Annotated in this window: 19 protein-coding genes; 6 read left to right on the forward strand and 13 right to left on the reverse strand. The window is 71.5% G+C overall.

Features of this window, described 5'->3' with window-relative positions; all coding sequences use genetic code 11:
• Window positions 1-30: 30 nt before the first annotated feature.
• The 5 genes from O7632_RS17785 to O7632_RS17805 form a co-directional block, all read right to left on the reverse strand.
• Entirely contained in the window at window positions 31-1,359 is a 1,329-nt protein-coding gene (locus tag O7632_RS17785) for a cytochrome P450 (protein WP_278115763.1), read from the reverse strand.
• 359 nt (window positions 1,360-1,718) lie between these two features.
• Window positions 1,719-2,930, reverse strand: a complete 1,212-nt coding sequence (locus O7632_RS17790; protein WP_278115765.1) for a cytochrome P450 — start codon at window positions 2,928-2,930, stop codon at window positions 1,719-1,721.
• Window positions 2,931-2,933: 3 nt separating this feature from the next.
• Window positions 2,934-3,500, reverse strand: coding sequence for a DUF5825 family protein (locus tag O7632_RS17795; protein WP_278115766.1), 567 nt, complete (start codon window positions 3,498-3,500; stop codon window positions 2,934-2,936).
• A 2-nt stretch (window positions 3,501-3,502) separates the two neighbouring features.
• Window positions 3,503-5,365 carry a RiPP maturation radical SAM C-methyltransferase gene (locus tag O7632_RS17800; protein ID WP_278115768.1) on the reverse strand — a complete coding sequence of 621 codons (1,863 nt, stop codon included), beginning with the start codon at window positions 5,363-5,365 and terminating at the stop codon, window positions 3,503-3,505.
• A 200-nt stretch (window positions 5,366-5,565) separates the two neighbouring features.
• A complete protein-coding gene (locus tag O7632_RS17805) occupies window positions 5,566-6,318 on the reverse strand; it encodes a ferritin-like domain-containing protein (RefSeq protein WP_278115770.1) in 753 nt (250 codons plus the stop codon).
• 56 nt (window positions 6,319-6,374) lie between these two features.
• Between O7632_RS17805 and O7632_RS17810 the strand changes: the two genes are divergently transcribed.
• From O7632_RS17810 to O7632_RS17830, 5 genes are all read left to right on the forward strand, one after another.
• Window positions 6,375-6,560 carry a hypothetical protein gene (locus O7632_RS17810; RefSeq protein WP_278115772.1) on the forward strand — a complete coding sequence of 62 codons (186 nt, stop codon included), beginning with the start codon at window positions 6,375-6,377 and terminating at the stop codon, window positions 6,558-6,560.
• A 91-nt stretch (window positions 6,561-6,651) separates the two neighbouring features.
• The gene (locus tag O7632_RS17815) at window positions 6,652-7,926 is read left to right on the forward strand and encodes an MFS transporter (protein WP_278115774.1); all 1,275 of its coding nucleotides are present in this window, start codon (window positions 6,652-6,654) and stop codon (window positions 7,924-7,926) included.
• Between the two features lie 173 nt (window positions 7,927-8,099).
• Complete coding sequence (locus tag O7632_RS17820) at window positions 8,100-9,191, forward strand: thiamine pyrophosphate-dependent dehydrogenase E1 component subunit alpha (RefSeq protein ID WP_278115776.1); 1,092 nt, start codon at window positions 8,100-8,102, stop codon at window positions 9,189-9,191.
• A complete protein-coding gene (locus tag O7632_RS17825; RefSeq protein ID WP_278115777.1) occupies window positions 9,188-10,219 on the forward strand; it encodes a transketolase C-terminal domain-containing protein in 1,032 nt (343 codons plus the stop codon). The genes O7632_RS17820 and O7632_RS17825 overlap by 4 nt, the downstream gene beginning before the upstream one ends.
• Entirely contained in the window at window positions 10,216-11,556 is a 1,341-nt protein-coding gene (locus O7632_RS17830) for an aminotransferase class III-fold pyridoxal phosphate-dependent enzyme (RefSeq protein WP_278115779.1), read from the forward strand. Before O7632_RS17825 ends, O7632_RS17830 begins: the two co-directional genes overlap by 4 nt.
• Window positions 11,557-11,600: 44 nt before the next feature.
• Here the strand turns inward: O7632_RS17830 and O7632_RS17835 are convergent, their stop codons facing one another.
• The 3 genes from O7632_RS17835 to O7632_RS17845 form a co-directional block, all read right to left on the reverse strand.
• Entirely contained in the window at window positions 11,601-12,290 is a 690-nt protein-coding gene (locus O7632_RS17835) for a hypothetical protein (RefSeq protein ID WP_278115781.1), read from the reverse strand.
• A 2-nt stretch (window positions 12,291-12,292) separates the two neighbouring features.
• On the reverse strand, window positions 12,293-12,670 hold the full coding sequence (locus O7632_RS17840; protein ID WP_278115783.1) for a PadR family transcriptional regulator: 378 nt from the start codon (window positions 12,668-12,670) through the stop codon (window positions 12,293-12,295).
• A gap of 158 nt (window positions 12,671-12,828) precedes the next feature.
• Window positions 12,829-14,520, reverse strand: coding sequence for a S8 family serine peptidase (locus O7632_RS17845; protein WP_278115785.1), 1,692 nt, complete (start codon window positions 14,518-14,520; stop codon window positions 12,829-12,831).
• Between the two features lie 460 nt (window positions 14,521-14,980).
• On the opposite strand from O7632_RS17845, the gene O7632_RS17850 reads away from it, so the two are divergent.
• Window positions 14,981-17,794 (forward strand): hypothetical protein, encoded by a 2,814-nt coding sequence (locus O7632_RS17850; RefSeq protein ID WP_278115787.1) that lies wholly within the window; start codon window positions 14,981-14,983, stop codon window positions 17,792-17,794.
• A gap of 4 nt (window positions 17,795-17,798) precedes the next feature.
• Here O7632_RS17850 and O7632_RS17855 read toward each other — a convergent pair whose 3' ends face one another.
• From O7632_RS17855 to O7632_RS17875, 5 genes are all read right to left on the reverse strand, one after another.
• The gene (locus O7632_RS17855; RefSeq protein WP_278115788.1) at window positions 17,799-19,433 is read right to left on the reverse strand and encodes a sugar ABC transporter permease; all 1,635 of its coding nucleotides are present in this window, start codon (window positions 19,431-19,433) and stop codon (window positions 17,799-17,801) included.
• A 248-nt stretch (window positions 19,434-19,681) separates the two neighbouring features.
• Window positions 19,682-21,355, reverse strand: coding sequence for an amidase (locus tag O7632_RS17860; RefSeq protein WP_278115790.1), 1,674 nt, complete (start codon window positions 21,353-21,355; stop codon window positions 19,682-19,684).
• Between the two features lie 11 nt (window positions 21,356-21,366).
• Window positions 21,367-21,672 (reverse strand): hypothetical protein, encoded by a 306-nt coding sequence (locus O7632_RS17865; RefSeq protein WP_278115792.1) that lies wholly within the window; start codon window positions 21,670-21,672, stop codon window positions 21,367-21,369.
• 115 nt (window positions 21,673-21,787) lie between these two features.
• Window positions 21,788-22,660, reverse strand: a complete 873-nt coding sequence (locus tag O7632_RS17870) for a TetR/AcrR family transcriptional regulator (RefSeq protein WP_278115794.1) — start codon at window positions 22,658-22,660, stop codon at window positions 21,788-21,790.
• Window positions 22,661-22,735: 75 nt separating this feature from the next.
• Window positions 22,736-25,429, reverse strand: a complete 2,694-nt coding sequence (locus O7632_RS17875) for a hypothetical protein (protein ID WP_278115796.1) — start codon at window positions 25,427-25,429, stop codon at window positions 22,736-22,738.
• Window positions 25,430-25,442 lie beyond the last annotated feature (13 nt).

A 25,442-nucleotide genomic window follows, 5' to 3' on the forward strand; every position in this document is an offset into this window, starting at 1 on the left:
AACTTCAACAACCCCAAACGACACACGGTCTTAGCCGCCGGGGCGCACCCGTCGCTGCACCGGTCGGAACCGGGCGCGCAGGCCGGCGGGGGCGAGCCGGCCGGCGAACACCGGTACGGCCGAGTCGGCGTTCGGCGAGTCGATGGTGAAGCGTTGCGCCAGGCGCGCGGTGACGAGGGTCAGCTGCCGCATCGTCGACGCCGATCCCAGACAGACCCGTGGGCCGGCGCCGAACGGCAGGTACGTCCGGCCCGGTGCCGGCCGCCCGGACAGCCAGCGGTCGGGGTCGAATTCGTCTGGCCGGTCCGGCCACCATCGGGGATCGCGGTGGATCAGATAGACGTTGAGGAGCACCTCGTCACCGGGGTGCACCGTCCACGGGCCGAGAGCGGTGGTGCTCCGGGCGGTGCGGGTCATCAGCCAGGCCGGCGGATGCAGTCGCAGCACCTCCGAGACGACGGCCTCGGCCAACGGCTGCCGGGCCGCCGGACGACCGTCGTCGTCAGCCGCCGCGTCCGCCTCGTCGCGCAGGTCGGAGGCGAGCCGGGGCCGGCGGGCGAGTTCGCGCACCATCGAGGCGAGCGCGGCCGCCGGTACGCCGTGCCCGCCGACCAGGACGGCGCGCAGCGTCGACACCACGGCCCGGTCGGGCATCGCCGGGTCGGCGGCGAGCAGGTGGTCCAGCAGGTCGCCGCCGGGTGTGCGGGGTCCGGCGGCACGTCGCCGTCGGACGAGTTCGGTCAGGGCGTCGACGGTCCGCCGGTGGACGCGGAAGAAGCGGCGGTGGCGGGGCAGCGGCAGCCAGGCGGGCAGCGCGTACGTGGTCGTCTCGAACGCCGCGGTGGCGTCGATGCCGTCGGCGAGCAGCCCCGGCACGTCGGAGTCCGTGGTGTCCTCGGGGCCGAAGCAGTAGTCGGCGATCAGCCGGGCGGTGAACCGGCGCATCGTGTCGAGGACGTCGATCTCGTCGCCGCCGGCGGCGACGAGCACTCGGTCCAGGATTTCGACGGTACGGGTGTCGGCGGCCGCCGCGGCGTGCCGGTTGAGCCCCGGCCACACCGTACGGCGGGCCGTCATCCAGTCGCCGGCCCGCGCGGCGGCCCGGTCGAGGTCAGGGTTGGCGTCGAACGGGGCCTGCTCGGTGAGGAAGTCGTGATCGGTGCGGGTCAGGACGTCGTGGGCCAGGTCGGGGTCGATGACGCACACCGTACGGTCGTCGAAGGAGAACACGTCGCCGTGTTCGTGGTGGCAGCGGCGCAGGAACCCGATCCGGTCGGTTTCGTAGGCGCGGGTGTTGCCGGTCAGCCAGTGTCCGCGCGGACCGGGCGGCCGTCGACCGTTCCCGCCGCGACCCGCCACACCGCGACCCGCCACACCGCGACCCGCCACACCGCGACCTGCCACACCGCCACCCGCCATGCCGTGACCCGCCATCCTGGCCTCCAAACGCATCACAGGATCCCGTGGTCGGGATCCTGTGATCCGAGTCGGTCCACTGTCATCGGTGGACGTCGTCGCTGGTGTCGGTGTCGGTCTACTCGTAGTGGTAGGGCCAGTAGATGTAGCGTCCACTGACGCGCTTCTTGCCCACCAGACGAGCTGCCAGGTGTCGGAGCGTCCGCATGGCGATCACCTCTTTCATCGGTCGAGGCGAATACTTCTCATGATCGTGGCACGTCGTTCATCTTTACGCAATGCCATGAAGTCGGCACTTCTGGTTACAACACTGTGTCGTCCGACCAGTGCACCGGCAATGCCAGTGGGCCGCGCACGATCGTGCCGGTGCGCCACCGCACCCCGTCCGGGTCGAGCAGCCGCAGACCCGGCACCCGCGCCGTCAGCGTGCCGATCACCTCTTCGAGTTCCATCGTGGACAGCCACGCGCCCAGGCAGCGGTGCGGACCGTGGCCGAAGGCCAGATGCCGGGCGGCCGGCCGCCGATCCGGATCGAACGTGTCCGGATCCGGGTACACCGTCGCGTCACGATTGGCCGACACCGCCGAGGTGAACACCGCCTCACCGGCCCGGATGGTGACCCCACCCAGTTCGACGTCCTCGGTCGCCACCCGAGGCAGGCCGCTGCCGCCGTTGAGCGGCACGAACCGCAGCAGCTCCCGCACCACGTCCGGGACACGCTGCGGCGACCGGCACAGCAGATCCCAGAACCGCCGGTGCCGCAGCAGCAGATATGTCGAGCTGGCCAGATGGCTGGCGGTGGTCTCGAACCCGGCCGCGAGCAGGGTCACGCCGAACGAGACCAGTTCCCGTTCGGTCATCGTCGCGCCGTCGTCGGTGGCCCGCACCAGCACACCGAGCAGGTCGTCGGTGGCGCTCCGGCGGCGGTGGGCGATGAGTTCGCCGAGGTAGTCCTCCAGTTGGGCGGCGATCGCCCGGAACCGGTCGGCCGGCATCGCGCCGGGGGCGAGCAGCGCCTCGGTCCACACCCGGAACCGGTCGCGGTCGGCCAGCGGCACCCCGAGCACGTGGCAGAGCACGGTCATCGGCACCGGCAGGGCGACCGTGGTGCACAGGTCCGCCGGGGTCGGCCCGGCGAGCAGCGCGTCGACGCGTTCGGCGGCCACCTGCCGGACGTACGGGCGCAGCAGCTCCACCCGCCACTGGGCGAACGCGGTGGCGGCGATCCGCCGCAGCCGGCTGTGTTCGGGGCGGTCCAAGTCCAGGATGGTGGTGGCGACCGGCGGTGCCTCGGTCTGTCGTGGCACGTCCGGCCGGCAGGCGGCGGCCCGGCTGAACCGGGGATCGGCCAGCACCGTCGTCACGTCGGCGTAGCGGGTGGCCAGCCAGGCGTCGCCGCCGTACGGCAGCCGGACCCGCGACACCGGGCACTGCGCCCGCAGCCGCGCCAGCCGGGGGTCGAGCCCCAGTTCGTCGAAGTCCCGGAACGGGTAGGGCGGCGGCGGGTCGGTCACGGCTCACACCGCCACGTACGGCACCGGCCAGTGCCGCATCCGGTACGGCAGGATCAGGACGGCGTCGCCGGCCGCGACGGCGAGTCCTGCCTCGACCGCGACCGCCGCCGCTTCGGCGTCGCCGGTGACCGGGCCGCTGGTGGAAAGGCCGCCTGCGGGCAGGTCCCCGGCGAGGCGCAGGAACGCGTCGAAGCCGTCGGTGATCACCATCCGGCTCTGCTCCACTCCCGGTCGGACATCCTTGACCACCACCAGAGAAGGTCCGCGCCGGTAGTAGAAGCTGCCGTAGCGGTACGCCAGCCCCCACTCGGCGGCGTACGCCCGGCTGCGCTGGTCGGCCGCGTCCGACGGCGCGACCAGATGGACGTGGGTCTCCAACGGGAACAGCGGCCGGCCGCGCAGCGTCCACCGCAGCCGTACGGCGTGGCTGGTGACCTCGCGCAGGAATCGCAGCTGGGCCAGATCTTGCTCGGGGGATTCGCCGAACTCCAGCGGCTCGGGCAGGGTGACGGTCCGCAGCGACCAGGCGGGCAGGTCGAGGCGGTCGATCGGAGTCGTCGCCGTGGTCATCTTCAGGCCACCTTGATCGGTTCGACGGCGGTCGCCAGGGTGATCCAGCGCCCGTTTTCCTCGAAGACCAGGCCGGCGGCGTCGAGTTCGGCCAGCCACTCGGTGATCCGCCCGGTGAGCCAGGAGGCGCGCCGGTCGGCTGTGCGCGGTGTCGCGTCGTCGGTGAGCCGGCCGACCAGCGCCGACACCGTACGACCGGGTTGCAGCTCGGCGTAGGCGCGGCGCAGCAGCGGGTCGGTGATCCGGTGTTCGCGCTGCGGCCAGCCGACCCGCCGGTCCTCGATCACGATCTCGTCGGCGGTCAGGCCGGTGACCAGCTCCAACGCGCTGGCCGGGTAGCTGTCGGCCCAGCGTTTGAGCAGTTCGTTGAGGGGTTCGGCGTCCTGGTCGCTCAGCCCGGCGGGGTCGGTGTCGAACAGGTAGACCATGTCTTGGACGGCCGCCTCGGGCAGGTCGTAGACGTGCTGGTAGAGCCGGGCCGGCCGGCGCTGCGGGAAGCCGAGCGCCGGGTTCTCGAAGTACGGGCTGAACCGTTCGAGCAGGATCCGGGACGCCCCGGCGGGTGGCTGCAGGTGCGCCAGCCGGGGGAGTTGACGCAGCACCGCCTCGTAGTCGGCGAGGCGTTCACCGGGGAAGCCGTACAGCCAGTTCCAGGACACCGTCAGGCTGGCCGATTCGCAGTCGCGCAGCGTACGGACGTTGTGGATGCCGGAAACGCCTTTGTCCATCAGTTTGAGCACCGGGGAGACCAGCGACTCGATGCCTGGTTGCACGTGGGCGACGCCGGCCGACCGCAGCGCGGTGATCTCGGCGGGCCGCAGGTTGGACTTGACCTCGTAGTGCAGCCGCAGGTCCAGGTCGAGCGCCGCGATCCGGGGCAGGAAGTCGCTGTAGTACCGGTTGTCGATGATGTTGTCCACCATGATCACGTCGAGGGTCTGGTGGCGGCCGATCAGATCGGTCAGCTCGTCGACCACTCGCGCCGGGGACTTGGCCCGGAACGTCATCGCGGTGCCGTTGAGGCCGCAGAAGGTGCAGTGGTGCTTCTCGCCCCACCAGCAGCCCCGGGCGCTCTCCAGGACCAGCTTCGGTTCGATGTAGCCGTCGATGGTGGACTCGGCGAACTGGGCGAACCAGTCGTCGAACAGCGGGGTGGGGATGTGCGCGGGGGCCAGCAGCGAGCCTTGCGGGTTGTGCCGGGCCTCGCCGTCGTGTCGCCAGGACAGCCCGGGGACGCTGGCGAAGTCGGTCCGGCCGTCGAGGGCGTCGAGCAGCCGGGGGAAGGCGACCTCGCCTTCGCCTCGGACGACGAAGTCGACGAACGGGTAGTTGCGGTGCAGGGCTATGCCCATCGCGCCGTCGCAGTTGCCGCCGCCGAAGGCGATCCGTACGTCGGGGGCGAGCTGGCGGATCCGGCGGGCCACCGCGAGGCTCGGCACGTTCTGCATGAACGTGGTGGTGAAGCCGACCAGGGTCGGTCCGGTGGCGAGGATCTCGTCGGCGGCCAGCCGGACGAAGGCGTCGGCGTACCGGCGCATCGCCGTCGGCGTGGCGATGCCGGTGCCGTACTCGGCGGCGTAGCGGCGCAGCGTGTCGACGCCGAACTCGGGGTCGTCGTGCAGCACTCCGGCGAACACCCAGTCACCGAGACCGTCGAAGAGGCCGACCTCGGCGACCTCGGTGTAGTCGGCGGGCGTCAGTTCCCCGTCGCTGTGTTCCATCAGGAACTCCGCCCAGCGCAGGCTGCCGTGGTAGGCCGCCGGTTCGGGGCGGCCGGCCGCGCGGGTGGCGGCCTTGAGCAGCCCGATCGGCAGCGACGGTGACTCGATGGCCTGCCAGGGCATCGCGACCAGACACACCGACATCGGAGGCCTCCAAAGCGGTACGGGTTGTTCCACGCCGGTACGGGTGGTGTGGCGCATCACGGACGCCGGGGAGGAAGCGCCGGATGGGGCTGACACCCCACCCGGCACCTGTCACTTCTCGGCCTTGCGGGTCGGAACCAGGTACTTGCAGGTGCCGTGCGTCGGCTTCTTCAGGCCGACCTTCTTGATCGTCACGTCGTTCACCTCCCTTCCACGTCGACTCCGCCGGCCCGCAGGCGGGCCCGGTGGCGGCGGAGGAACCAGTGCCGGACCCGGTCGGGCTCGCGGCCGGTCAGTTCGGCCAGGGAGACCGAGATCGTGTCCAGGTAGGTCAACCGCATGCCGATCTCGTGCCACTGCGGCCCGTACTCGTGCCACAGCTCGCGCCCCCGGCCCTTGGTGGCCTCCCGGGCCAGGTAGTTGAGTCCGATCGCGACGTGCTGGATCTCGTCGCGGCGGACGTGGTGGTAGAGCCGGCCGAGCGGGTCGCCGGCGAAGACCTCGCGCAGCAGGATGAACTCGTCGGCGGCGAAGCCTTCCAGCATCGTGTGCACCAGCGCCCGACCCATGTGCGGCAGCCTTGTCAGCGCCTGGTCCAGCGGCTCCATCAACTCGGCGGCCTCCGGTTCCGGCTCGCCGCCGACCAGCTTGGCGTACTGGTAGAAGGCGTCGGCGTGGCGGGCCTCATCGGCGGTGGCCAGCGCCAGACTGAACCGCAGCGGGGCGTCCTCGGTCTGCGCGGCGAGGGTGGCCGCCGCGACCAGGCCGGCCTGTTCGGCGTAGTAGCCGCGTGAGGCCATCCGCCAGGCCATCTCGGCCCGGTCCCAGCCCGGGTTCGCCGGCCCACGGCCGATGATGTCCGCAGCGCGCCACGGGGTCTTGTCCCGGGTCACCCCGAAGACGCGGTACGCCAATTCGTCCCGATCAAGATCGTCGGCATCGATGAGAGTCATGGTGAACTCCCCAATGGTGCTCGTCGTCCGCAATCATTCGCGGGGCCGGAGGAGGGGTGAGTGCGGATCGCCTGTTGCTCATCACGGCGATCGTCCGTTGCTCATCCATCGATCGCCCGTTGCTCATCGCAGCGCTGGCCGCGCCGTCGCGCGGTGACAATGTCACGATGGTAAATGACCTCCGGCGGCAGGGCAAGCATTTCCGGTGGTGTTCGATCCCGTGGCCGGCGGCGATGAAGTAGGCCAAGCGCATTTACCGTAGTCGACGTCGCTTCCGTCGAGAGTCGGCCTGTGGGAAGGTGACTCGACCCCGACGAGCCGAGGAGTGATGCCGTGCGCGGCCGTTTCGCCACGTCGATCGCGGTGGACCGGGCGCTGCGTCCGGCCGTGGCCGCCCAGGCGGCCAGCGTCGTCGGCACCCACGTCGCCGCGCTGGCCCTGCCGACCGTGGCCGTACTCGTCCTGCACGCCTCGCCGGTCGCGGCGGCCACCCTGTTCGCCCTGGAGTACGGCGCCCAGGCGATCGCCGCGCCCCTGCTCGGCGTGGTGGTCGACCGGGTCACCGACCGGCGGCGGCTGCTGGTCCTCGCCAGCGCCGGTACGGCTGTCGCGGTGCTCGCCGTACCCGTCGCCCACCTGGCCGGGGTCCTTTCCCTGCCGCTGCTCTACGCCGTCGCCGCCCTGTCCGGGATCCTCGGCGGGCTGGTCACCATCGGGGTGCAGGCGACCGTGCCGCAACTGGTCGCACCCGAGCGCCTCGTCGGCGCCAACGCCGCCCTGGCTGGAGCCCAGTCGGCCGGGCAGATCGCCGGTCCGGCGCTGGCCGGCTGGCTGGTGCAGACCCTCGGCGGGGCCCTGGCGATGTCGGCCAACGCGGTTGGCCAGGCGTTGGCCGCGCTCGGTTTCGCCGCGTTGCGCCCCCGGCCGGTGGCCCCGTCCGCGACGCCGGCGGGGGCGACGCGGCAGCGTCCGTTGCGCGACCTGCGCGACGGTGTCGCTGCCCTGCGCGGCCGGCCCGTGCTGGTCCGGATCGCGGTCACGGCGGCGGCGCTCAACCTCGGCGGCTCGGCGATCGGCGGCCTGTACGTGCTGTACGCGTACCGGATCCTGCAGGTCTCGCCGTGGCTGCTCGGCCTCACGTTCGCGGTCAACAGCGTGGCCGCCGTGGTGGCGGTGCTGACCGCCGGCCGGGTGGTCGCCCGGCTGGGTCACACCCGGGTGGTGCCGGTTTTCGCGCCGGCCGCCGGTGCCGCGCTGATGCTGATCCCGCTGGCGTCGGTGACCCCGCCGGTGGTGACGCTGATCTGCTACGAGGCGGTCTTCGGCTACTGCGCGACGGTCTGGCTGATCGCCTCGGTGTCTCTGCAGCAGTCGCTCGTCCCGGCGCGTCTGCTGGGCCGGGTGCTCGCGCTCAGCCGGTCGTTGGCGGTGATCGCGGTGCCGGTCGGCGCACTCGCGGCCGGTGTCCTGGCGCAGGTCTGGGGGGTGTTGCCGGCGCTGACCGGGTTCGCCGCCGTCGCTTTCCTGGGTACGGTCGCAGCGGTCTCCCGTACAGTGGCGGCACCCCGGGCCGATCAGCCGGAAGCTTCAGATCAAACACTTCCGTAGCATCGATTGACTTCGACGCCAATTTCTGCTATTTCCCGGGGTCTCGTCCTCGGGATCATCCTTTTACTAGCTGTTCACACAACGGCGGTCGGCGTAATTATAATGACGGCATTCGGGTGGCCCGGCCGCCCGGCTAATGGCGACGGCTGCCTGAGGGGGCGGGACCGCGAAGAATGGACCTGTCGAGCGCGTACCGAGAGATGGTCCGGATCAGGATGTTCGAGGAACGGGTCCTGGAGTGCGCCGCCGCCGGGCTGGTCCCGGGTTCGGTGCACCCCTACACCGGGCAGGAGGCGGTCGCCGTCGGGGTGCTGGCCGCCCGGCGGCCCGACGAGTGGGTGGCCAGCTTCTACCGCTGCCACGGACACGCGTTGGCCGCCGGGGTGTCCGCGACCGGTCTGCTGCGCGAGATCCTCGGCCGGGCCGGCGGAGTCTGCGGCGGCAAGGCCGGATCGATGCACATCGCCGACCGTTCCCGGCATCTGCTGGGTGCCAGTTCCATCGTGGCCGCGCAGCTGCCGATCGCGGCCGGCGCGGCGATGGCGGAGAAGGCCGCCGGGGCCGGACGGGCGGTCATCGCGTTCTGCGGCGACGGCGCGTTCGGCGCCGGGGTCACCTACGAGACGCTCACCGTGGCCGCCCTGCACGGACTGCCGCTGCTGCTGGTCTGCGAGGAGAACGGCTGGCAGGACCACACCCGCAGCGACCTGGTCCGACACCGCACGCCCGCGTTGATCGCCCAGGGCCTGGGCCTGGACTGCGCCGAGGTCGACGGCAACGACGTGACCGCCGTGCACGACGCCGCCGACACGGCGCTGCGCCGCTGCCGGGCCGGGGTGCCGCAGGTCGTGGTCGCCCACACCTACCTGCGGCACTTCCACGCCCAACTCGGATCGCAGCCACCGGCGGAGTACCGGCCGGCGGACGAACGGGACCACTGGTTCGCCCGGGATCCGCTGGTCCTGGCCGAGTCGGCGCTGGCTGACTCGGTCCTGGCCGAGTCGGCGCTGGCCGCGTCCGGGCCCGCCGACCCGACTGTGGCCGCGTCCGGGCCCGCCGACCCGACTCGCGGCGCGGCGGCGGCGATCCGCGCCGACGTCGCGCGGGAGATGGCCGACGTGTTCGCCGACGCGCTCGGCGCCGACCCGCCCGACCCGGCGACCGCCACGACAGCCGTCACCACGGTGGCGTGGCCCGAGCACGCCGTCCGGCCGGAACCCGGCGGATCGCCACAGCGGGCCGCGTCGCCGGAGCCGGTCGGATGAGCCGGCGGCACCCCTCGGTCGCGGCCGTACGCGGCGCGCTCGCCGACCAACCCGAGCTCAGCATGTTCTGCACCTACCAGCAGCCCGACCTGATCGAACTCTTCGGTGCCGAGCGGATGGTCCGCCTGCCGATCGCCGAGAACGCGATGCTCGGCATGGCGGTCGGGATGGCGCTGCTCGGCCGGCGGGTCCTGGTCAGCATCGCCCGGGCCGCGTTCCTGTTCAGCGCCTTCGACCAGCTGATCAACGAAGCCACCAAATGGCGGTACATGTCCGACGGACAGTTCACCGTACCGATCGTCATCCGTGGCCTGACCCAGGGCGGCGAACACCTGGGCGCCCAGCACGAACACGCCGCGCACGGCATGCTCAGCCAGATTCCCGGGCTGGTGGTCGCCGTACCCGGGTCACCCAACGCCGCCGCCGGACTGCTGCGTACCGCGCTGGTCCACCCCGACCCGGTCGTCGTGCTGGAATCGCCCCGGCTGTACGGCCCCGACTGGGCGGAGCTGCCCGAGCCGGAGCCGAACGCCGACCCGCTGCCGTTCGGCGTCGCCGGACAGGCCCGACCCGGTGGCGGCCTCACCCTGGTCGGCATCGGCAACACCGTCGCCACCTGCCTGCGGGCCGCCGCCACCCTGGACCGGGACGGGCTGCGCGTCCAGGTGGTGGACCTGCGTACCGCCGCACCGCTGGACCTCGACGGGGTCGCCGGCCTGGTCGACGGCGCGGGCCCGGTCGTGCTGGTCGACGAGGCACCGGCCGGTGCCAGCGTGATGTCCGCGCTCGGCCTGCACCTGGTCCGTGCCGGCGTGGTCGCGCCGGACCGCCTCGACGTCCTCGCCGGCGCGCCGGTACCGGCGCCGGTGAGTCCACCGCTGGTCGCCGCTCTGCTTCCGGACGAGCGGCGGGTCGTCACCGCCGCCCGCGCGCTGCTGGACCGGCACCGACCAGGGCGGGTCGCGGCCGGTGCGGGTGCCGGCACCGCACCGGCCACCGTGAACCCCGCCACCGAGGAGCCGAGATGATCGATCCGTCCACATACCACGCCTGGCACGGCATCGTCCCGATGGGGGAGTTCCTGGCCGAGTCCGACCCGGGCATGTTCCTGGTCGGTGGTGAAGGCAGCCACGTGATCGACCGGGCCGGCCGGCGCTACCTGGACGCCCGGTCCTCGATGTGGAACGTCACGCTCGGCTACTCCTGCGAGCCGGTCAAGGCAGCCATCCGCCGGCAGCTCGGCGACCTGCCCTCCGGCACGGTGATGCGCTACGAACACCCGCCGCAGATCACCGTCGACTACGCGGCCGCGCTCGCCGCCTGGCTCCCGCCGACGCTGCGGCACATCCGGTTCGGCAACACCGGCAGCCAGATGACCGAGGCGGCGGCGATGCTGTCCCGCTTCCACCGCCGGATGACCGGGGAGACCGGCCGCGAGTACGTCGTCGCCGTACACGGCAGCTACCACGGCACCGGGCCGCTGGCGACCGCGCTGACCGGGGAACAGATCCTGCACGAGTGGTCGGCCCCGCTCGACGACCGTACGGTGCACGTCGCGGCGGCACCGGCCGACGGCTGCGACGACAGCTGCGGCGGCCGCCGTGACGACGACTGCGTACGGCCGCTCGCGGAGGTCGTCGACCGGCTCGGACCCCAGCGGGTGACCGCTGTCATCGTCGAGCCGGTGATGGGCAACTACCTCCACGCCGCCAGCACCCACCAGTTGGAGTCGTTGATCCGCTACTGCCGGGGGCACGGCGTCCACGTCATCGTCGACGAGGTCACCACCGGAGCCGGCCGGGTGGCTGCGATGACGGTGAGCGGCCGGCTGGCGCTGGAACCGGACATGATCGTGCTGGGCAAGGGGCTGAGCGCCGGCTACTTCCCGTTGACCGCGCTCGCGGTGGCCGATCCGATCTTCGACGCGTTGGCCACGCCGCCGGTCCGGCTCGGCTTCCCCAACGGCTCCACCACCGACGGCCATCCGCTCGGCGCGGCCGCCGGGCTGGCCGTCCTGGAGATCCTGACCGCCGACGGCTTCCTCGACGGGGTCCGCGAGCGCGGCCGCCAGCTGCGCGACACGCTCCTGGACACCCTCGCCGACGATCCGCACGTCGGCGACGTCCGTGGCGAGGGGATGCTGCTCGGTCTGGAGTTGCGCTACCGCGACGGTACGCCGTGGACGCTGCGCGACGTCTACCGGCTGCGGCTGGCCTGCCGGGACAACGGGCTGCTCGTCAGCTACGCGGACGGGGTGATGCCGTTGCTGCCACCGTTGACGATCAGTGTCGACGAGTGCGCCGAACTGGCCACGGTCCTCGGCAAGACGATCACCGCGTACGCCGCCGAGCATCTGACGAGCTAGCCTGTCGCGCTAGCCTGTCGCGCCGGCCTGTCGCGCCGGCCGGGTCAGCCGTCGCGCCGACCGGTCTTGGTGTCGACAAGCGGCACCCGTGCCGGCTCGTCGATCGCCCAGCGGCGGGCCAGCGCGGTGGCGCCGACGACGGCGGCGACGACGAGTCCGATCTCGACGGCGACGATGGCGGGCACCAGGCTGTACCCGGTCGACCAGGCGAAGGCGATGGTGATCGGGGTGACCCCGACGCCGGCGAGCGGCATGAGGATCAGCATCCGGTTGGCGGTGGTGCGGACCCTCGGCAGGTGGCGTAGCCGGGTCCGTACGGCGATGACCGCGCCGGCGACCAGCAGCGCGGCGGGGATTCCGTAGTACACGACGATCGCCAGGAGCAGTGGCACCGCGAACGTACGCGGCAGGTCGACCAGGTGTACCGCCACGGGGTAGATGACCATCATCGCCAGGTAGCCGGCGACGGCGCCGACCACGGAACCGGCGAGCGCGGTGCGCACGACGCGGCCGTACTCGGCCGGGAGCCGGACGACACCGGCCTCGTCGGCCAGGCGTCGGGCGAATCCGGCGACGTCGGCGCCGAGCAGCTGGGCCGGGGTGATGCCGTCGACGGCCGCCGACTCCAGATCCAGTCGCAGGTCGGCGGCGAGCGTCGCCCGGTCGGCGCGGGTCACGCCGTACGCCCGCCAGGCGGAATCGGCGGCGGCGATCGTGTCGTCGATGGTGTCCACGGTCAACTCCTCGGGCGGTCGTGGGCGGCATCGGTGAGGGTGGCGTCGACGATGCCGACGAACTGGGTCCACTGTCGTCGCCAGGCCAGCAGCCGCTGGTGGCCGGTCTCGGTGAGCGCGTAGACCTTGCGGGCCGGACCGCTGGGGCTGGGCTGCAGCTCGTCGACGACCAGGCCGAGTCGGCGCATCCGGGTCAGCAGGGGATAGATAGTGCCGTAGCCAACGTCGGGGAAGCCGGCGGCGGCGAATCGGCGGACAAGTTCGTACCCGTGGGCGGACTCCTTGGCCAGCAGGGCGAGTAGGCACATGTCGAGAGCGCCACGCAGCAGCTGGGTCCGCCGATCGCTCTCCTCCGCCGGGTCCAGCCCTTTCACTATCATGCGTCACATGATAGTGCGGCAATCAGGTCACGTCAACTACTAGGCGACGCCGAATAGCAGCCTGCCCCGGAGCCACCGGAAACGAACGGGGGTGGCCGGTCGGCCACCCCCGTGACGACGCGCCGCCGGGACCGCAGGCCCCGGCGGCGCGCGATGGTTCAGCGTCGCATCGGCGTGGTGACCGCCGCGTACGCGTCGACGATGCCGAACCCGTAGAAGCCGTTGAATCCGCTACCGCCCACGCAGTAGGCGTCCCACTCGGGGGAGCGGCCCTCGTTGGCGTACGACACCAGCCGTGGCTCCGGGCAGGCCTGCTTGGCGGCCGTCCGGTACAGCTGCGCCTCCACCTTGTTCGGATCCATGGTCAACCCGCCGCGTCGGCGGTCCGGCTTGCCGTACTTGCTGACGATCAGCGCGGCCACCCCGGAGACGTGCGGCGACGCCATCGAGGTGCCCTGGAGATAGGTGTAGTAGGCGCAGACACCGGCCGACGTGCACTCCTTGGCGACGAACGCCTCCGCGCCCGGCACGATGTTGCCGTCGGCGTCGACCGCGCCCTCCTCCTGCAGCACGTGCAGCGGGTACGCCGACAGGATGGTGTTGTCGTAGGTCCGGTGGGTCGGGGTGCCGAACCCGTCGCGGAACCAGCCACCCGGCGCCGCCACCGAGATCTGCTCGGTGCCGTAGTTGGAGTAGTCGGCCTTGGCCTTCGACGGGCCCAGAGCCGACACACCGATCACGTGCGGGCCCTCCACCGGCAGATCCCAGCAGGTGGCGTTGTCGATCGGACGCAGCCGCGGCGTACCGCCGTAGTTGGGGCTCGACGCGTCGTCGCGCGGCGCGCCCAGGTCCTCGTGGTTGTTGCCCAACGAGCCGATCAGGGTGACGTCGCGCCGGTGCGCGTAGCGCAGCGCCCGGTTCATCGCGACGATCGTGGCCCGCTGCGACGCCTGCTCCTCCGCGGAGTCGGCCGGGTTGTTCAGGCAGTTGTAGAGCCACGGGTCGACGTAGAAGGACATGTTGACCACGTCCAGACCGGCGTCACCGGCGTAGACCAGGGCGTTGACGACCGAGTCGAGGAAGAAGTAGCCGGAGTCCTGGCCGCCCTTGAGCGCCACCAGCGTGACCTTGGGGGCGACACCGGACAGTCCGAAACCGTCGGCGGCGGCGGCGATCGTGCCGGCGACGTGCGTGCCGTGTCCGCTGTCGTCGCGGTCCACCGGGTCGAGGCAGCCGGCCACCTCGCACGGACCGTCGATGTCTTCGATGTCGGGGGCGAAGTTGCGCGACAACGAGTAGCTGAAGTTGGCCGCCAGGTCCGGGTGCTGGCCGTCGATGCCGGTGTCCAGCACACCGACGCTGACCCGCCGGTCGCCCGGCTCGACCGAGCGGGACTGGTCGGCCCGCATCATCGTCAGGCCCCACAGTTTGGTGTCGAGCGGATCCATCGCGGTGCCGCGCGCGCCGGCCGCGCCGGCGGACCGACCGCCGACGATCCGGTGTTCCTGCTCGACGGCGTCGAACCGGGCCCGGGGCGCGTAGCCGATGGCCCGCTTCTCGGCGGCACCGAGCAGCTCGGCCGCCTCGGCGACCCGGGCGGCGAAGTCCGCCTGGTCACTGACGACCTGGAACATGCCGACACTGGCGGTGCTGTCGACCACCGTGCCGCCTGCGGCCTCGATCGCGGCGACGGCGGCGACCGTACTGGTGCCCTCCTCGGCGACCACTGTGAACTCGGTGCTGTCGGCGGAGGCGTCGGGGGCGGCCATGGCCGGTCCGGCCGGTACGGCGCCCAACAGGGCCAGCGCCGTCGCGGTCGCGACGGCTCCGGCGGTGAAGCGTCTGCTCACCACATCATCCCTTCAAGGCATGGGTACGTCGTGCGGGGATTCGGCGCCACTGTGCTCAGCGGCGTCCGGGGTAATCTACCGCCGCGAATCCCGGATGTGGGTCCATCGTGAGCGGGGAATTGATCACGCGCGTGGCGGGCGGTCCGCCGAGGTGCCGGTCCCACCGCGTCCCCGTGCTCCTCCCCTCGGGTAAGACATCAAGCAATGGCGATATTTGCTGGTCCCTGCATTTCTCGATGCGGATTCAGTGGCATTGGCTCTGATGGGTACGCTGTCCCGGTAGGTCTCGATGGTGCGAAAAAATACATCGTGGACTTCGTCGTACGTGTGATGTGGCGATCCTGGTCGGACATCGATTCGGCACACATGTGAGGTGGGATCCGGTGGACTCGCTGCGGTGGTTGGCGGGCGCGACGGCGGCTGTCGGCGGCTGCGTCAACTGTGGCAGCAGCACCGCCCGATGAGCGGCGTCCCTCGCGACCCGGTGGAACTGGCGTCGACGTCGCCGACGACCGAGGTACGCGACACCGGGCACGCGACCGCCAACGGTGCGGGATCCAACGCCAACAGCGGTACGCAGATCACTAACACCACCACTAACACCACCACGACCAAGACCACCAAGACCGTCAGTCTGGTGGCGGTCGTACAGGCCTCCGGGCCGGATCATTTCGATCCCCGTGATCCCCTCGACCGGACCGCCGATCGCCTGGCGCGCGCCGTCGACGCCGCGTTGAAAGACGAGCAGCTGACCAATTCGATGCCGGTGTGGCTCCGCGCGGCGCACGACCCGGATGCCGCCACCCATCACCGGTATGTCTACGGATCGGACGATGTCGCGCAACGCTGGGCGCGAGGTTTCAGCTCGGATGACCTCGACGCCCTGTGCGCAGAGTTCGAGCAATTGCCGAAACGCCGGCTCGTGCTGCTCGGCGGGGCGGGAGCGGGCAAGACCTCGGTGCTGGTGAAGCTCGCCTACGTGCTTCTGCGGCGGCGGGCCGAGTCGGGCCAGACCCTGCCGTCGCCACCTGTCCCGGTGCTTTTTCCGCTGAGCGTCCGCGACCTCGACCACGGTGATCTCGCCGAGTGGCTGGCGCGGGACCTGGTCAGGCGCTACGGGTCGGCGCTGGCGCGACGGGGGCGCGACGGCCTACGGATCGCCCGGGACCTGATCCGTTCCGGCCGGGTCCTGCCGATGCTGGACGCTCTGGACGCGCTCGACGAATCCGCGTCAGCCGTGGTGGACCACCTCAACCGCACCAACCTGGCGGTCGTCATCTCGGCACGATCCGAAGAGTTCCGCTCGGCGGTCACCGGGACCAAGGGCGAGGGCTGGAACCGCAAGCCCGTCGACGGCGCGGCGGTGCTCGAACTGGAGCCGGTCTCGCCCGGTACGGCAATCGAGTTCGTCCGCCAGGCCACGCCGAACGCCCAGTACCACAAGTGGGACGCCGTCGCCGCCCACCTGGACGCCTGTCCGGACGGGCCGCTGGCCAGAGCGCTTTCCGCCCCGTACGCGGTCCTGCTGGCCCGGCAGGGCTACGCCGACCGCGACGCCGATCCCGGCGAGTTGCTGGACGTCGACCGGTTCCCTGACGCGGACAGCGTCTTCCAGCACCTGCTCGGTGCCCTGCTGACGCAGAGCCCGTTCGGCCGCTACGACCCGAAGCGGACCGCACGATACTGGTCTCATTTCGAGTTCCTCGCGGCCCACAACGAACGGCTCGGCACCGACCGGCTGGCCTGGTGGACCCTGATCACGACCACGCCGCGCCTGGTCGTCGTCGCCGTGTTCGGCGGTGCCGGATTCCTGGTGACCGTGCTGGCGGTGGTGCTCGGCGCGGCCGTCGCCGGTGCATGGGAAGGGTTCTCGGCGCGCGATTCGCAGCAGTTCCTGGAGCGGGCCGGCTGGGCGGCGGCGGATGTCGTACCGGCGGGGATGACGCTCGGTGTGGTCGTCGGTGCCGTCACGGCGGCCCTGGGCGGGATAGCCGTTCGGAAACCGGCCGTGCCGATGCCGTCCCGGCTCGCTCTGCGCTTTCCGGGGGTGGCGTCGATCCGGTCGATCGCCGCCGGCGCGGGGATCGGAACGGCGGCGGCCACCATCTTCGTCGTCATCGCGGTGATCCTGTTCGGGTACGGCACCGCGCGCGATCTCGCCGCCGCGGTCTATTCCGTGGCGGGAGCCGCGATGCTGGCCCTGTTGCCCCGACTCCACACGGTGACCGACACGACGCAGGCCATCCTTCCGTCCAAGGTGCTCCACACCGACCGTTTGGCTGCCTTGTGGAACATGTCCATCAGCGCTGTGCTGACCGGCGTCGCGGCGGCGCTCACCGTCGATCTCGCGATCCGTCCCGATGACCATCCGCCGACCGTCGCGGTGGCGTTGACCTTCGGGCTCGGCGCCGTCGTCGCCCGGGGCGCCGGCACCGCCTGGCTCCAGTCCCTGGTCGCCCGGACCTGGCTGGTGATCACCGGGCGACTGCCGTGGCGGCTGATGACGTTCCTCGACCGGGCGTACCGGCCGAAGGGGCGAGTGCACCGGGTCGACCCCGCCGACTCGATCGTCCTGCGCAGGGTCGGCGGCGTGTACCGGTTCACGCACACGCTGTTGCAGGACTTCCTCGCCGCTCGCTACCGTGCTCGGTCCGCCTCGGTCCGACCCCGCAGCTGGCTGCCGTGGGGTGCCGCCGCCCTGTTCGTCGCCGGGTGCATCGTCGCCGCCGTACTACCAGGCGTGGTCGCGATGCGCGAGCCGCGTACGGTGGTCTGCGACCCGCCGTCGACGGCAGCGGCGCGGTCGTCACCCCCGGACGTCGGTGCGCCGGCCGAACCGGACCTCGGGGGATCGGTCGAGCTGGCCCGGACCGGTTGCGTGCTGCGGGAGTCGACCGATGTCTTCCGCAACCACCTCGACAAGATCGACCTCGACACGGGTGAACCGGGGCGCGGCGGTAGCGCCATCCTGCTCGGTCCCGCCCGCAGCGGCGGGACGGCCGACACCATCATCGAGTACCAGCGGATCCGTACGGTGGTCGACGGGCAGGCGTTCGTGCACATCGACGCCGGCACTCCCGTCGACCACCGGTACTGCCGGGCCGCGCTCGGGCAGCCGCACCGACGGGTCACCAGCGTCCGACACGAGATGCTGAAGCCGGGGGACACCCTCTGCGTCGTCACCGATCAGGACCGGATCGCGATGATCCGCGTCGTCGATCCGCCCGCCGGATCCCGCCCACGGCTCGTCTTCGACTTCACCCTGTGGCACTGACGTCTCACCCTGTGGCGCTGACGTCGGACTCCTGGCCGACCCGGATGGCGAGGCGGTCCAGGTAGGTCAGTTGCAGTGCGACGAACGCCGCCAGGAACAGCAGCAGGAGCGGCACCGGTAGGAGCAGACCGAAGCCGAGGCCGTCTGCCTCGGCCCGTGCGCCGCTGAACAGCCGGAAGACACTGACCGTGGCCGGCATGCCGCTCGGACCCTGGGCCACCAGCCACGGCCAGAGCAGCTGACCGGCGTTGAACAGCCAGGTCAGCAGACCCGCCAGGGCGAGCATCGGCAGTGCCGGCAGCAGCATCGTGCGGGTGAATCCGCCGCCGGCCTGCCAACGGGCGTGTTGACCGCGACCGAGCAGGGCGAACGCGACAAGCGTCGGAATCGACACCCAGCCCGGCGGGATCAGACTGATCATGCTGTCCAGCAGGCCGAGGTCGCGCGCCCGGACATAGGATTCGATCGCCAGCGGGCCGGTGCCGACGAACAACCACGGTGCGAACGGCAGCAGCAGGAGTTCGCTGTGGCGACCGAGTGGGCGCAGCCCGCCGATGGCGAATCCGGCGAGCGCGGCGATCCCCACCGAGACGACGGACGCCACCAACGTCGGCAGCCATGTCGCGATCACGGTCTCTGCCGGGCTCCCCCCGCCGAACGGGCCGTCGGACTGGAACTGGAAGATCCGGCGCAGCCAGGGGAAGGCGATCCAGACGCCGGCGGCGACCAGGACGGTCAGTGCGACGGCCAGCCCGATGCGGGCCGGTACCCGGCCGGCGGCCCGCTGGGTGGTGTCGACGGCCTGCCGGGTGGGATCGACCTCGATCCGGGCCCGGGTGATCAGCAGCAGCCCGACCGCTGCGACGCCGAGCAGCATCAACGGGGCGAGCAGCAGCACCACGGAAGCCGAGCCCCGGCCGATCTCGAACCGCATCAAGCTGAGCGTGACGATCTCGGTCAACGGAGTCCAGGAGCCGTCCCGGCGGGCGCCCAGGACCACCGCGGCGTCGAAGATCTGCAGTACGGTCGCCAGGATGCCGATCGCCAGCACCCCGGCGACGGTCAGCGCGGCGGACAGTCTGGCCCGCCAGGGCGAGCCGCCCCGCAGCGCGGCCAGGAACAGGGTGGTGGCGACCGCGACGACCAGTCCGGCACTGGTGACCGCCGTCAGCCAGAACATGGTGGCGTACGGGTGCTCGACGACCGTGGCGACGTCGAGTCGGTCCGTCCGCCAGCCGATGAGGAGCCCGACCGGTGCGTAGCAGGCCACCGGTAGCACCAGCAGTACCCGGGTGGCCGACCGGGCGGCCCGGCCGGCCCGGTCGGCGAGCAGGGCCAGCAGCGGGGCGACGACCAGCCCGACCAGCAGCGGCACCAGGGCGAGCAACGCGGTGAGCCACAGCGAGCCGACGAATCCGTCGTCGAACGCGGCCTGGTAGTTGTCGAGACCGACACCCTCGGCCGGCCCGATCAGGTTGTCGCGGGTCGTCGACCGGTACACGGCCAGCGCCGACGGCAGCACATAGGACCCGAGCAGGGCGAGTACGGCGGGCAGGAGCAGTCCGATGCCGAGTCCGATCCGCAGACCTCGATCGAGCCCGGTTCCGGTGGTCGGCGCGGGTGGGATCGTACTGGCCATGGTGGGCTCCTCGGGCATCGACGCCACACGTTGTCGACGCCGACGATAGACCGTGCACTCCACCCGGTCCGCCCCGATGTGTCCGCGCCGCACACCGTGTCGGATCGCGGCGGCGGCCGGCCGGACCGATCGATCCGGCCGCCGACCGGTGACTCGATCCGGCCGACCACCGGTGACGCCGTGGGCCGGCCCGGCCGACCACCGGTGGGGTGGCCGGGCCGGGCCGGCATCGGTACGGCGGGCGACGGCTACTGGGTCAGGTCGGCGACCTCCTCGGCGGTGAGCCTGCCGCGCGAAGCGGTCGCCGTGGCGGCGCGGGCGGCGGCGCTCGGCGCGGCCGTCGGCGGATTCGGCGGCCGCTGCCAGTGCCAGTCGCTGACCGCCTGGTAGGCGGCGACCACCGACAACAGCCGGTCCTCGGCGTACGGCAGGCCACCGAGGATGGTGCCGATCGGTACGCCGCCGCCGGTGAAGCCGATCGGGAAGGCGATCTCCGGCAGTCCGACGATGTCGAACGGCACCGGGCTGGTCTGCACCACCACGTCGCACGAGCCGAAGATCTGGTCGAGGACGCGCTCCAGCAGCAGCAGCTTGGCCCGCTGGCCGGTGACCCAGCCGTTGGCGCCCAGCAGCGCCCCCTGCAGCCAGCTGGTCACCGACACGCCGAAGCCCCGCAGGTCGGAGCGCAGGTACGGCATGAACGGCTCACTGCGTTCGGGCAGCCGTACGTTGTTGAACGAGCCGCCGGTGAGCAGGTTCCACTCCTCGGGGAACGGCACCTCGACGAGCGTGCACTCGGGGATCTCCGCCATCGCGGCGAGGAACGCCCGCCGCGCCACCGCCGTTTCCGAGGAGCCGTCGGCGTAGCCGGGCAGCACGCCGATCCGGGTTTTCCACCGCATCCGCAAGGTGCCGCCGTCGTAACGGGGGGTGGCCGCGTTGATCAGGTTCGGCACCGGGGGCAGGCCCTGGCTGCGGGGGTCGGCCGGGTCGGGGCCGGCCATCGCCATCAGCATGATGGCCGCGTCCTTGGCGTCGCGGGCCAGCGGACCGGGATGGTCCCGGGTGTAGGTGAGCGGGATGATCCCGGCCAGCGACACCCGGCCCATCGTCGGCTTGATCCCGGTGAGGTTCTGCGCGTTGGACGGCGCGGTGATCGATCCGCCGGTCTGGGTGCCGATGCCGGAGGTGGCCATCCGGCCGGCGACCGCGGTGGCCGTACCGGTCGACGATCCGCCCGGGTTGGTAGACGGGTTCGTCGGGGTCCAGGCGTTGACCGTGGTGACCTGCCCGTTGGGCAACGTGGCCCGGGTGGTCGCCAGCGGACCCATCTGGGTCTTGCCGAGCACGATGCCGCCCTGGACGGTGAGCTTGGCGACGGACGTGGCGTCGTACGGCGGGACGAAGTCCTGGAACAGGTACGAGTTGGCGGTGGTCGGCACACCCTCGGTGAAGTAGTTGTCCTTGATCGCCAGCGGGATGCCGTGCAGCGGTCCCCGGTACGGCCGGTTCGCCCACTGCCGGGCGGCCTTGACCGCCTGTTCGGCGAGGACCACGTTGAACGCCTGGTACGTCGAGTCGTAGGCGGCGATCCGGTCCAGGTAGGCCTGGAGCAGTTCGACCGGGGCGATCTTGTTGTGCCGGATCATCCAGGCCGCTTCGGAGATCGTCCACTCCGTCGGGTCGGCCATCGCCGATTCGCGCGGCTTGGTGTAGGCGCCACCCCGGTCGAGTTCCGGGTTGAACTTGACCGCCGGCGCGCTGATCGGGCTGGGTGCGGCCGACGCGGTTCCGGCGAGGCCGGGCAGGGCCATGGTGCCGACGGTGGCGGTCGCGGCGAGTGCGGCCGTACGGGCTAGGAAGGCGCGGCGGTCGATCATCCGGTCCAGCGGCTGCTGGAGGTCGGTGGAGGTGTCTGTCACGGCGTCCTCTGTCATTGGGGCTTGCGCCATTCGGTGCTGATGGACGGGTAGAGGATCGGCGCGGGCTGCTGCGACAGCGCCATCGCGGTCGCCGGGTCGGCCGCCCCAGGGGTGGGCATCTGGTACGCGGCCAGGGCGGGGACGGTGCTGCGCATGAAGGAGCGCAGCGAGGCGAGCACGGAGTCGCGGCCCGGGCTGCCGGTGACCGGGTCGGCGGTGGTGCCCGCCGGTAGTTGATCGAGATCGATGCCGAGTGAGGCGAGCTGCGCGACGATCAACGTGTTCAGCTCGTCGTCGGTCGGGGGAGTGGGGGCCATGAACAACCTCCTGGCTGCGAAGCGATGGCCCACAATTTCCGGTCGGTTCGTGTCGACGGCGTGTCGCGACGATCACGTGATCATGAATCTGCCCAGGTCACAGCCGGTTTTGCGGTCATTCTGTCGGCAGTGATCCGGATTTCCGCTCGGTGGCGTCGCGCAGCGCGTCATGGCTTTGGTCGACGGTGACCTGGATTCCGGCGAGCAACACGTCTAGTCCGTTTTGGAATGTCTCGCGGGCTTCCTGCTCCAGGTACGGCACGGACTCGTCGTCGACCTGGAACGCACCCGCACGTTCCAGCCGGGTGAGCGTCGGGAAGTGGTCGGCGAAGTCCGGAGCGACCTCGGTGAGCATCGCCGACCGGGCGAGCCACCACTCGTCGTCGGTGCTGCCGGTGACCTGCCGGGCGAGTCGGCTCTGCGAGACGGTCAGCGCCACGCCGCGTACGAAGTGGATCACCGTACCGATGGTGCGCCACAGCACCCTCGCCGGCAGGCCGGTCGGACCGAGGATCCGCGCGGCCGTCTCCAGCAGCGCGTACTCGTGCGGACCGAGCACCGGCCGGGCCGACGACACCTGCAACACCCACGGGTGCCGCAGGTAACAAGCCCAGAGGTCATCGGCCCAGGCGGTCAACGCCGCACGCCACCCGTCGACCGTCGGGTAGTCGGTGGGTAGCTCGGCGTGCACCTGGTCGTACATCAGATCGAGCAGTTCGCTCTTGCCCGGCACGTACGTGTACAGCGCCATGCCGCTGCGTCCGAGCCGCTGGCCGACCGCGCGCATCGACAGCGCGCCGATCCCCTCGGCGTCGGCCAGGGCGATCGCCGCCTCCACGATCGCCTCGACGCTCAGACCGGGTCGCGGGCCGGGCCGGTTACCTGACCCTGCGTCGCCCTCGTCCGCCGTGGACCGGCCCGCCGTGGACCGACGCCACAACAGCTCCATCGACCGGCGCGGGTCGCCCTGAGCAGCGAAAACCACCACCTCTGCAGCTCCTCGCGGCGTGCCGTGCCCTGCTTTCCGTCGGGTGAGACTACCTGGTGATCCCGGACATTTCCGCTAGCGGAGCCGGGACTCCACCTGATGACACCCGGGTGGGTCGTCCGGCCGCGCCCGACCGCAGAAGAAGATCTCCTGCGGCTCCTGGTCGACCTCCGGCACGCTCGGCACGTACATCAGGGACAGCCGTTTCTCCACCGGCTCACCGGTGTCGGCCGAAAACCGCACCGGCCCGGTCACCCCGGGGTACGGGGCACCGGCGTTCTGCCGCAGCACCTCGGTGAAGACCGCCACCGGGCTCACCGCGCGCGGATCCCACGGCCGCGCCGCGATGCTCAACCGCGCCGCCAACTGCTCCAGCGCGCCGATCAACATCATCGACGCGTCGTACGCCAGCGCCACCCGCTCGCCGACCGGCGGACCGGACCCGTCGACGCACCGCCGCTCGACGAGCAGATCGGGCTTGCGGACCAGATCCAGGAACCGGCGCCGGGACTCGTCGTCGACCGCGTCGGCCACCAGCCGGGTGCACATCGCCAACGCCGCCTTCGACACGTACGTCACCGGCAGGTTGCCCGGTGCGTTCGCCCGCAACTGGTGATTGGCCAGGTAACGGTTGACCGAGTCGTCGGCGACCAGGTGCAGCGGCGGGTTGTTCTGGCAACCCCGCAACGCCTCCAGAAACTCGTCGAACTCGGAGTAGCGGCCGGCGAAGAAGAGCATCCCGGCGTACCCGCACTCGTGGCTGAGGGAGTCCCCGGCCCGGAACTGACGCGCGGTCGCCCGGTCGCCCAACTGACCGGCCACCCCGGTGACCAGGGTGTTGACATACAGATCGTCGGCGAGCGGACTGTTGTCACCGGTGGTGTAGTAGACGTGCGCCTCGTCGACACCCAACACGTCCGTGGCGTACGACGACACCAGTTTCGCCTGGTCGGCGTTTGGTGCCACCATCTGCAGATACAGCCGCGAGTTGCGGTGCAGCCCGTCGGCCGACAGGGTAGGGGCGATCGCCGGCAGGCCCACCTCGTTGAGTCGTCGCAGCGCCCGCGCCGTGGTGGTCCGACTCTCCACCAGCCCGATCACGCCGACCACCGTCGGATCCCGACGGGCCAGATCGGCCAGCAGTTCGACGGTGTCCTCCGCGCGGTGCATCTGCTTGCCGCCGTTGGCGACCACGATCCGCAGCAGGGCCTGCCCGTCGGTGCTCGCCGACGCCTTCATCCGGGCGTACTGGGCGACCGCCATGCCCTCCAGCTCCTCCCGCTCCGACACGTAGGAGACCTCCCGCGGACCGGTCCGCTGCCCGGTCATGATCCCCAGGTAGACCAGGGTCATCAGCGGTCGACGCCGGTGGCTGCTCTCCCAGACCTGCGTCACCTCGCGGTTCTGCCGGAAGATGCGCTCCTGGACCGCGCGCAGCGCCACCTGACCGGGATCCTGGTTGAACACGTACGCCAGGTCGTCGCTGTAGCCTATGCACTCGCCGCCGATCAGCCGCAGCGCGATCTCGCCCTGCCCGGGGCGTGGCCAACAGCCCGGACCCCAGCGGCCACTGGCCCAGAAGCCGACGCCGGCGAGCAGCGCCAGGACCACCGCGGCGGCGACCGTCCGGCGCGCCCACCACGGCGGGGCCGGCGGCTCCAGATCCGGTACGGCCGGATGCCCGTACCGTTCCTGGTGTTCCGGTCCGGCCTCCAGCGGCAGGAACCAGGCGTCGGCGCGTCGCAGCCGGCGCTGCTCGGGCAGGGCGTCGAGCCACTCGTCGAGCCCGATGCTCGCCTCGGCCAGCCGAAACGTCGGACCTGCCGGATCGGCCGGATCGGCCACCGGGTGAGCGGGCGCGGCGCGGGCCACGACCAGCAGCGGATCCCATCTGCCGGTCTCGTTGCGGACGTCGTTGACCAGCCGCAGCAGCGCGTGGCCGGCGTTGCCTACCCCGACGTTGTCCAGCAGCAGGACCGGGTAGGCGGTCCGGCGCCAGCCGATGGGTGACCAGACGCGCCGGGCGTACGTCGCCCGCAGGTCCTCCAGGAACGCGTGCACCAGCAGCTTGCGGACCTGCTCGGGCTGTTCGCCGGTGCGCCGGTCGGTGGTCAGCCGTTCGGCGAACCCGGTGAACGTGCCGCTTTGCCGGGGCGCCAGGTACTGCTGGCGCATGAACCAGCGGTAGCGGCTGCCGACCACCGGCAGTCGACCCGACAGCGCGACCCGGAACACCACGTCCGGCACGGCGCGCAGCACCAGCCAGAGCACGAAGCGGTACGCCGCGGCGAAGGCTGTCTCCGCGTCCGTGGCACCCCGGCCGCTGTCGGCCGCCGGCCGCCGCCGTTGTTCCCGCAGCATGTCGGTGATCCGGGACCGCCGGTCGGCGACCTCCACGTCGGTCAGCCGTTGATCCATCAGCCAGCGGGCCAGCGGGTAGTGACGGAAGACGAACGGCTGCCCGCCGAAGGCGTCGAGGGCGAGCTGGTGGTGCATCGCGTCGAGCAGCGGCCGGATTCCCTGCTGATCGGGGAAGGCCGCCGCGTCGAGGTCGATGTGCGGGACCCGTCGGCGGGTCGGCCGGCGCAATCGTCGCAGCAGGCCGTCCCGGACGTCGGTGTCGACATCACCGACCGAGATGATCAACGGAAGCTGGTGTTCGCCGCGTCGGGGCCGGCGCAGCAACCGGCCGACGACACCCAGCAGCTCGGCCATCCCTCGGGAGGCGAACCGGTCCCGTGCCCGGTTCGGCCCGGAACCATCCGTCACCGCGTCACCCCGA

Origin of the sequence: Solwaraspora sp. WMMD406, assembly GCF_029626025.1 — a bacterium.
Classification (GTDB): domain Bacteria; phylum Actinomycetota; class Actinomycetes; order Mycobacteriales; family Micromonosporaceae; genus Micromonospora_E.

Excerpts from the sequence above, each read along its gene's own strand:
- O7632_RS17825 (WP_278115777.1), top strand. The coding sequence starts at position 9,188 with ATGAGCCGGCGGCACCCCTCGGTCGCGGCCGTACGCGGCGCGCTCGCC.
- O7632_RS17865 (WP_278115792.1), bottom strand. The coding sequence starts at position 21,672 with ATGGCCCCCACTCCCCCGACCGACGACGAGCTGAACACGTTGATCGTC.
- O7632_RS17830 (WP_278115779.1), top strand. The coding sequence starts at position 10,216 with ATGATCGATCCGTCCACATACCACGCCTGGCACGGCATCGTCCCGATG.
- O7632_RS17840 (WP_278115783.1), bottom strand. The coding sequence starts at position 12,670 with ATGATAGTGAAAGGGCTGGACCCGGCGGAGGAGAGCGATCGGCGGACC.
- O7632_RS17800 (WP_278115768.1), bottom strand. The coding sequence starts at position 5,365 with ATGTCGGTGTGTCTGGTCGCGATGCCCTGGCAGGCCATCGAGTCACCG.
- O7632_RS17820 (WP_278115776.1), top strand. The coding sequence starts at position 8,100 with ATGGACCTGTCGAGCGCGTACCGAGAGATGGTCCGGATCAGGATGTTC.
- O7632_RS17795 (WP_278115766.1), bottom strand. The coding sequence starts at position 3,500 with ATGACCACGGCGACGACTCCGATCGACCGCCTCGACCTGCCCGCCTGG.
- O7632_RS17855 (WP_278115788.1), bottom strand. The coding sequence starts at position 19,433 with ATGGCCAGTACGATCCCACCCGCGCCGACCACCGGAACCGGGCTCGAT.
- O7632_RS17805 (WP_278115770.1), bottom strand. The coding sequence starts at position 6,318 with ATGACTCTCATCGATGCCGACGATCTTGATCGGGACGAATTGGCGTAC.
- O7632_RS17850 (WP_278115787.1), top strand. The coding sequence starts at position 14,981 with ATGAGCGGCGTCCCTCGCGACCCGGTGGAACTGGCGTCGACGTCGCCG.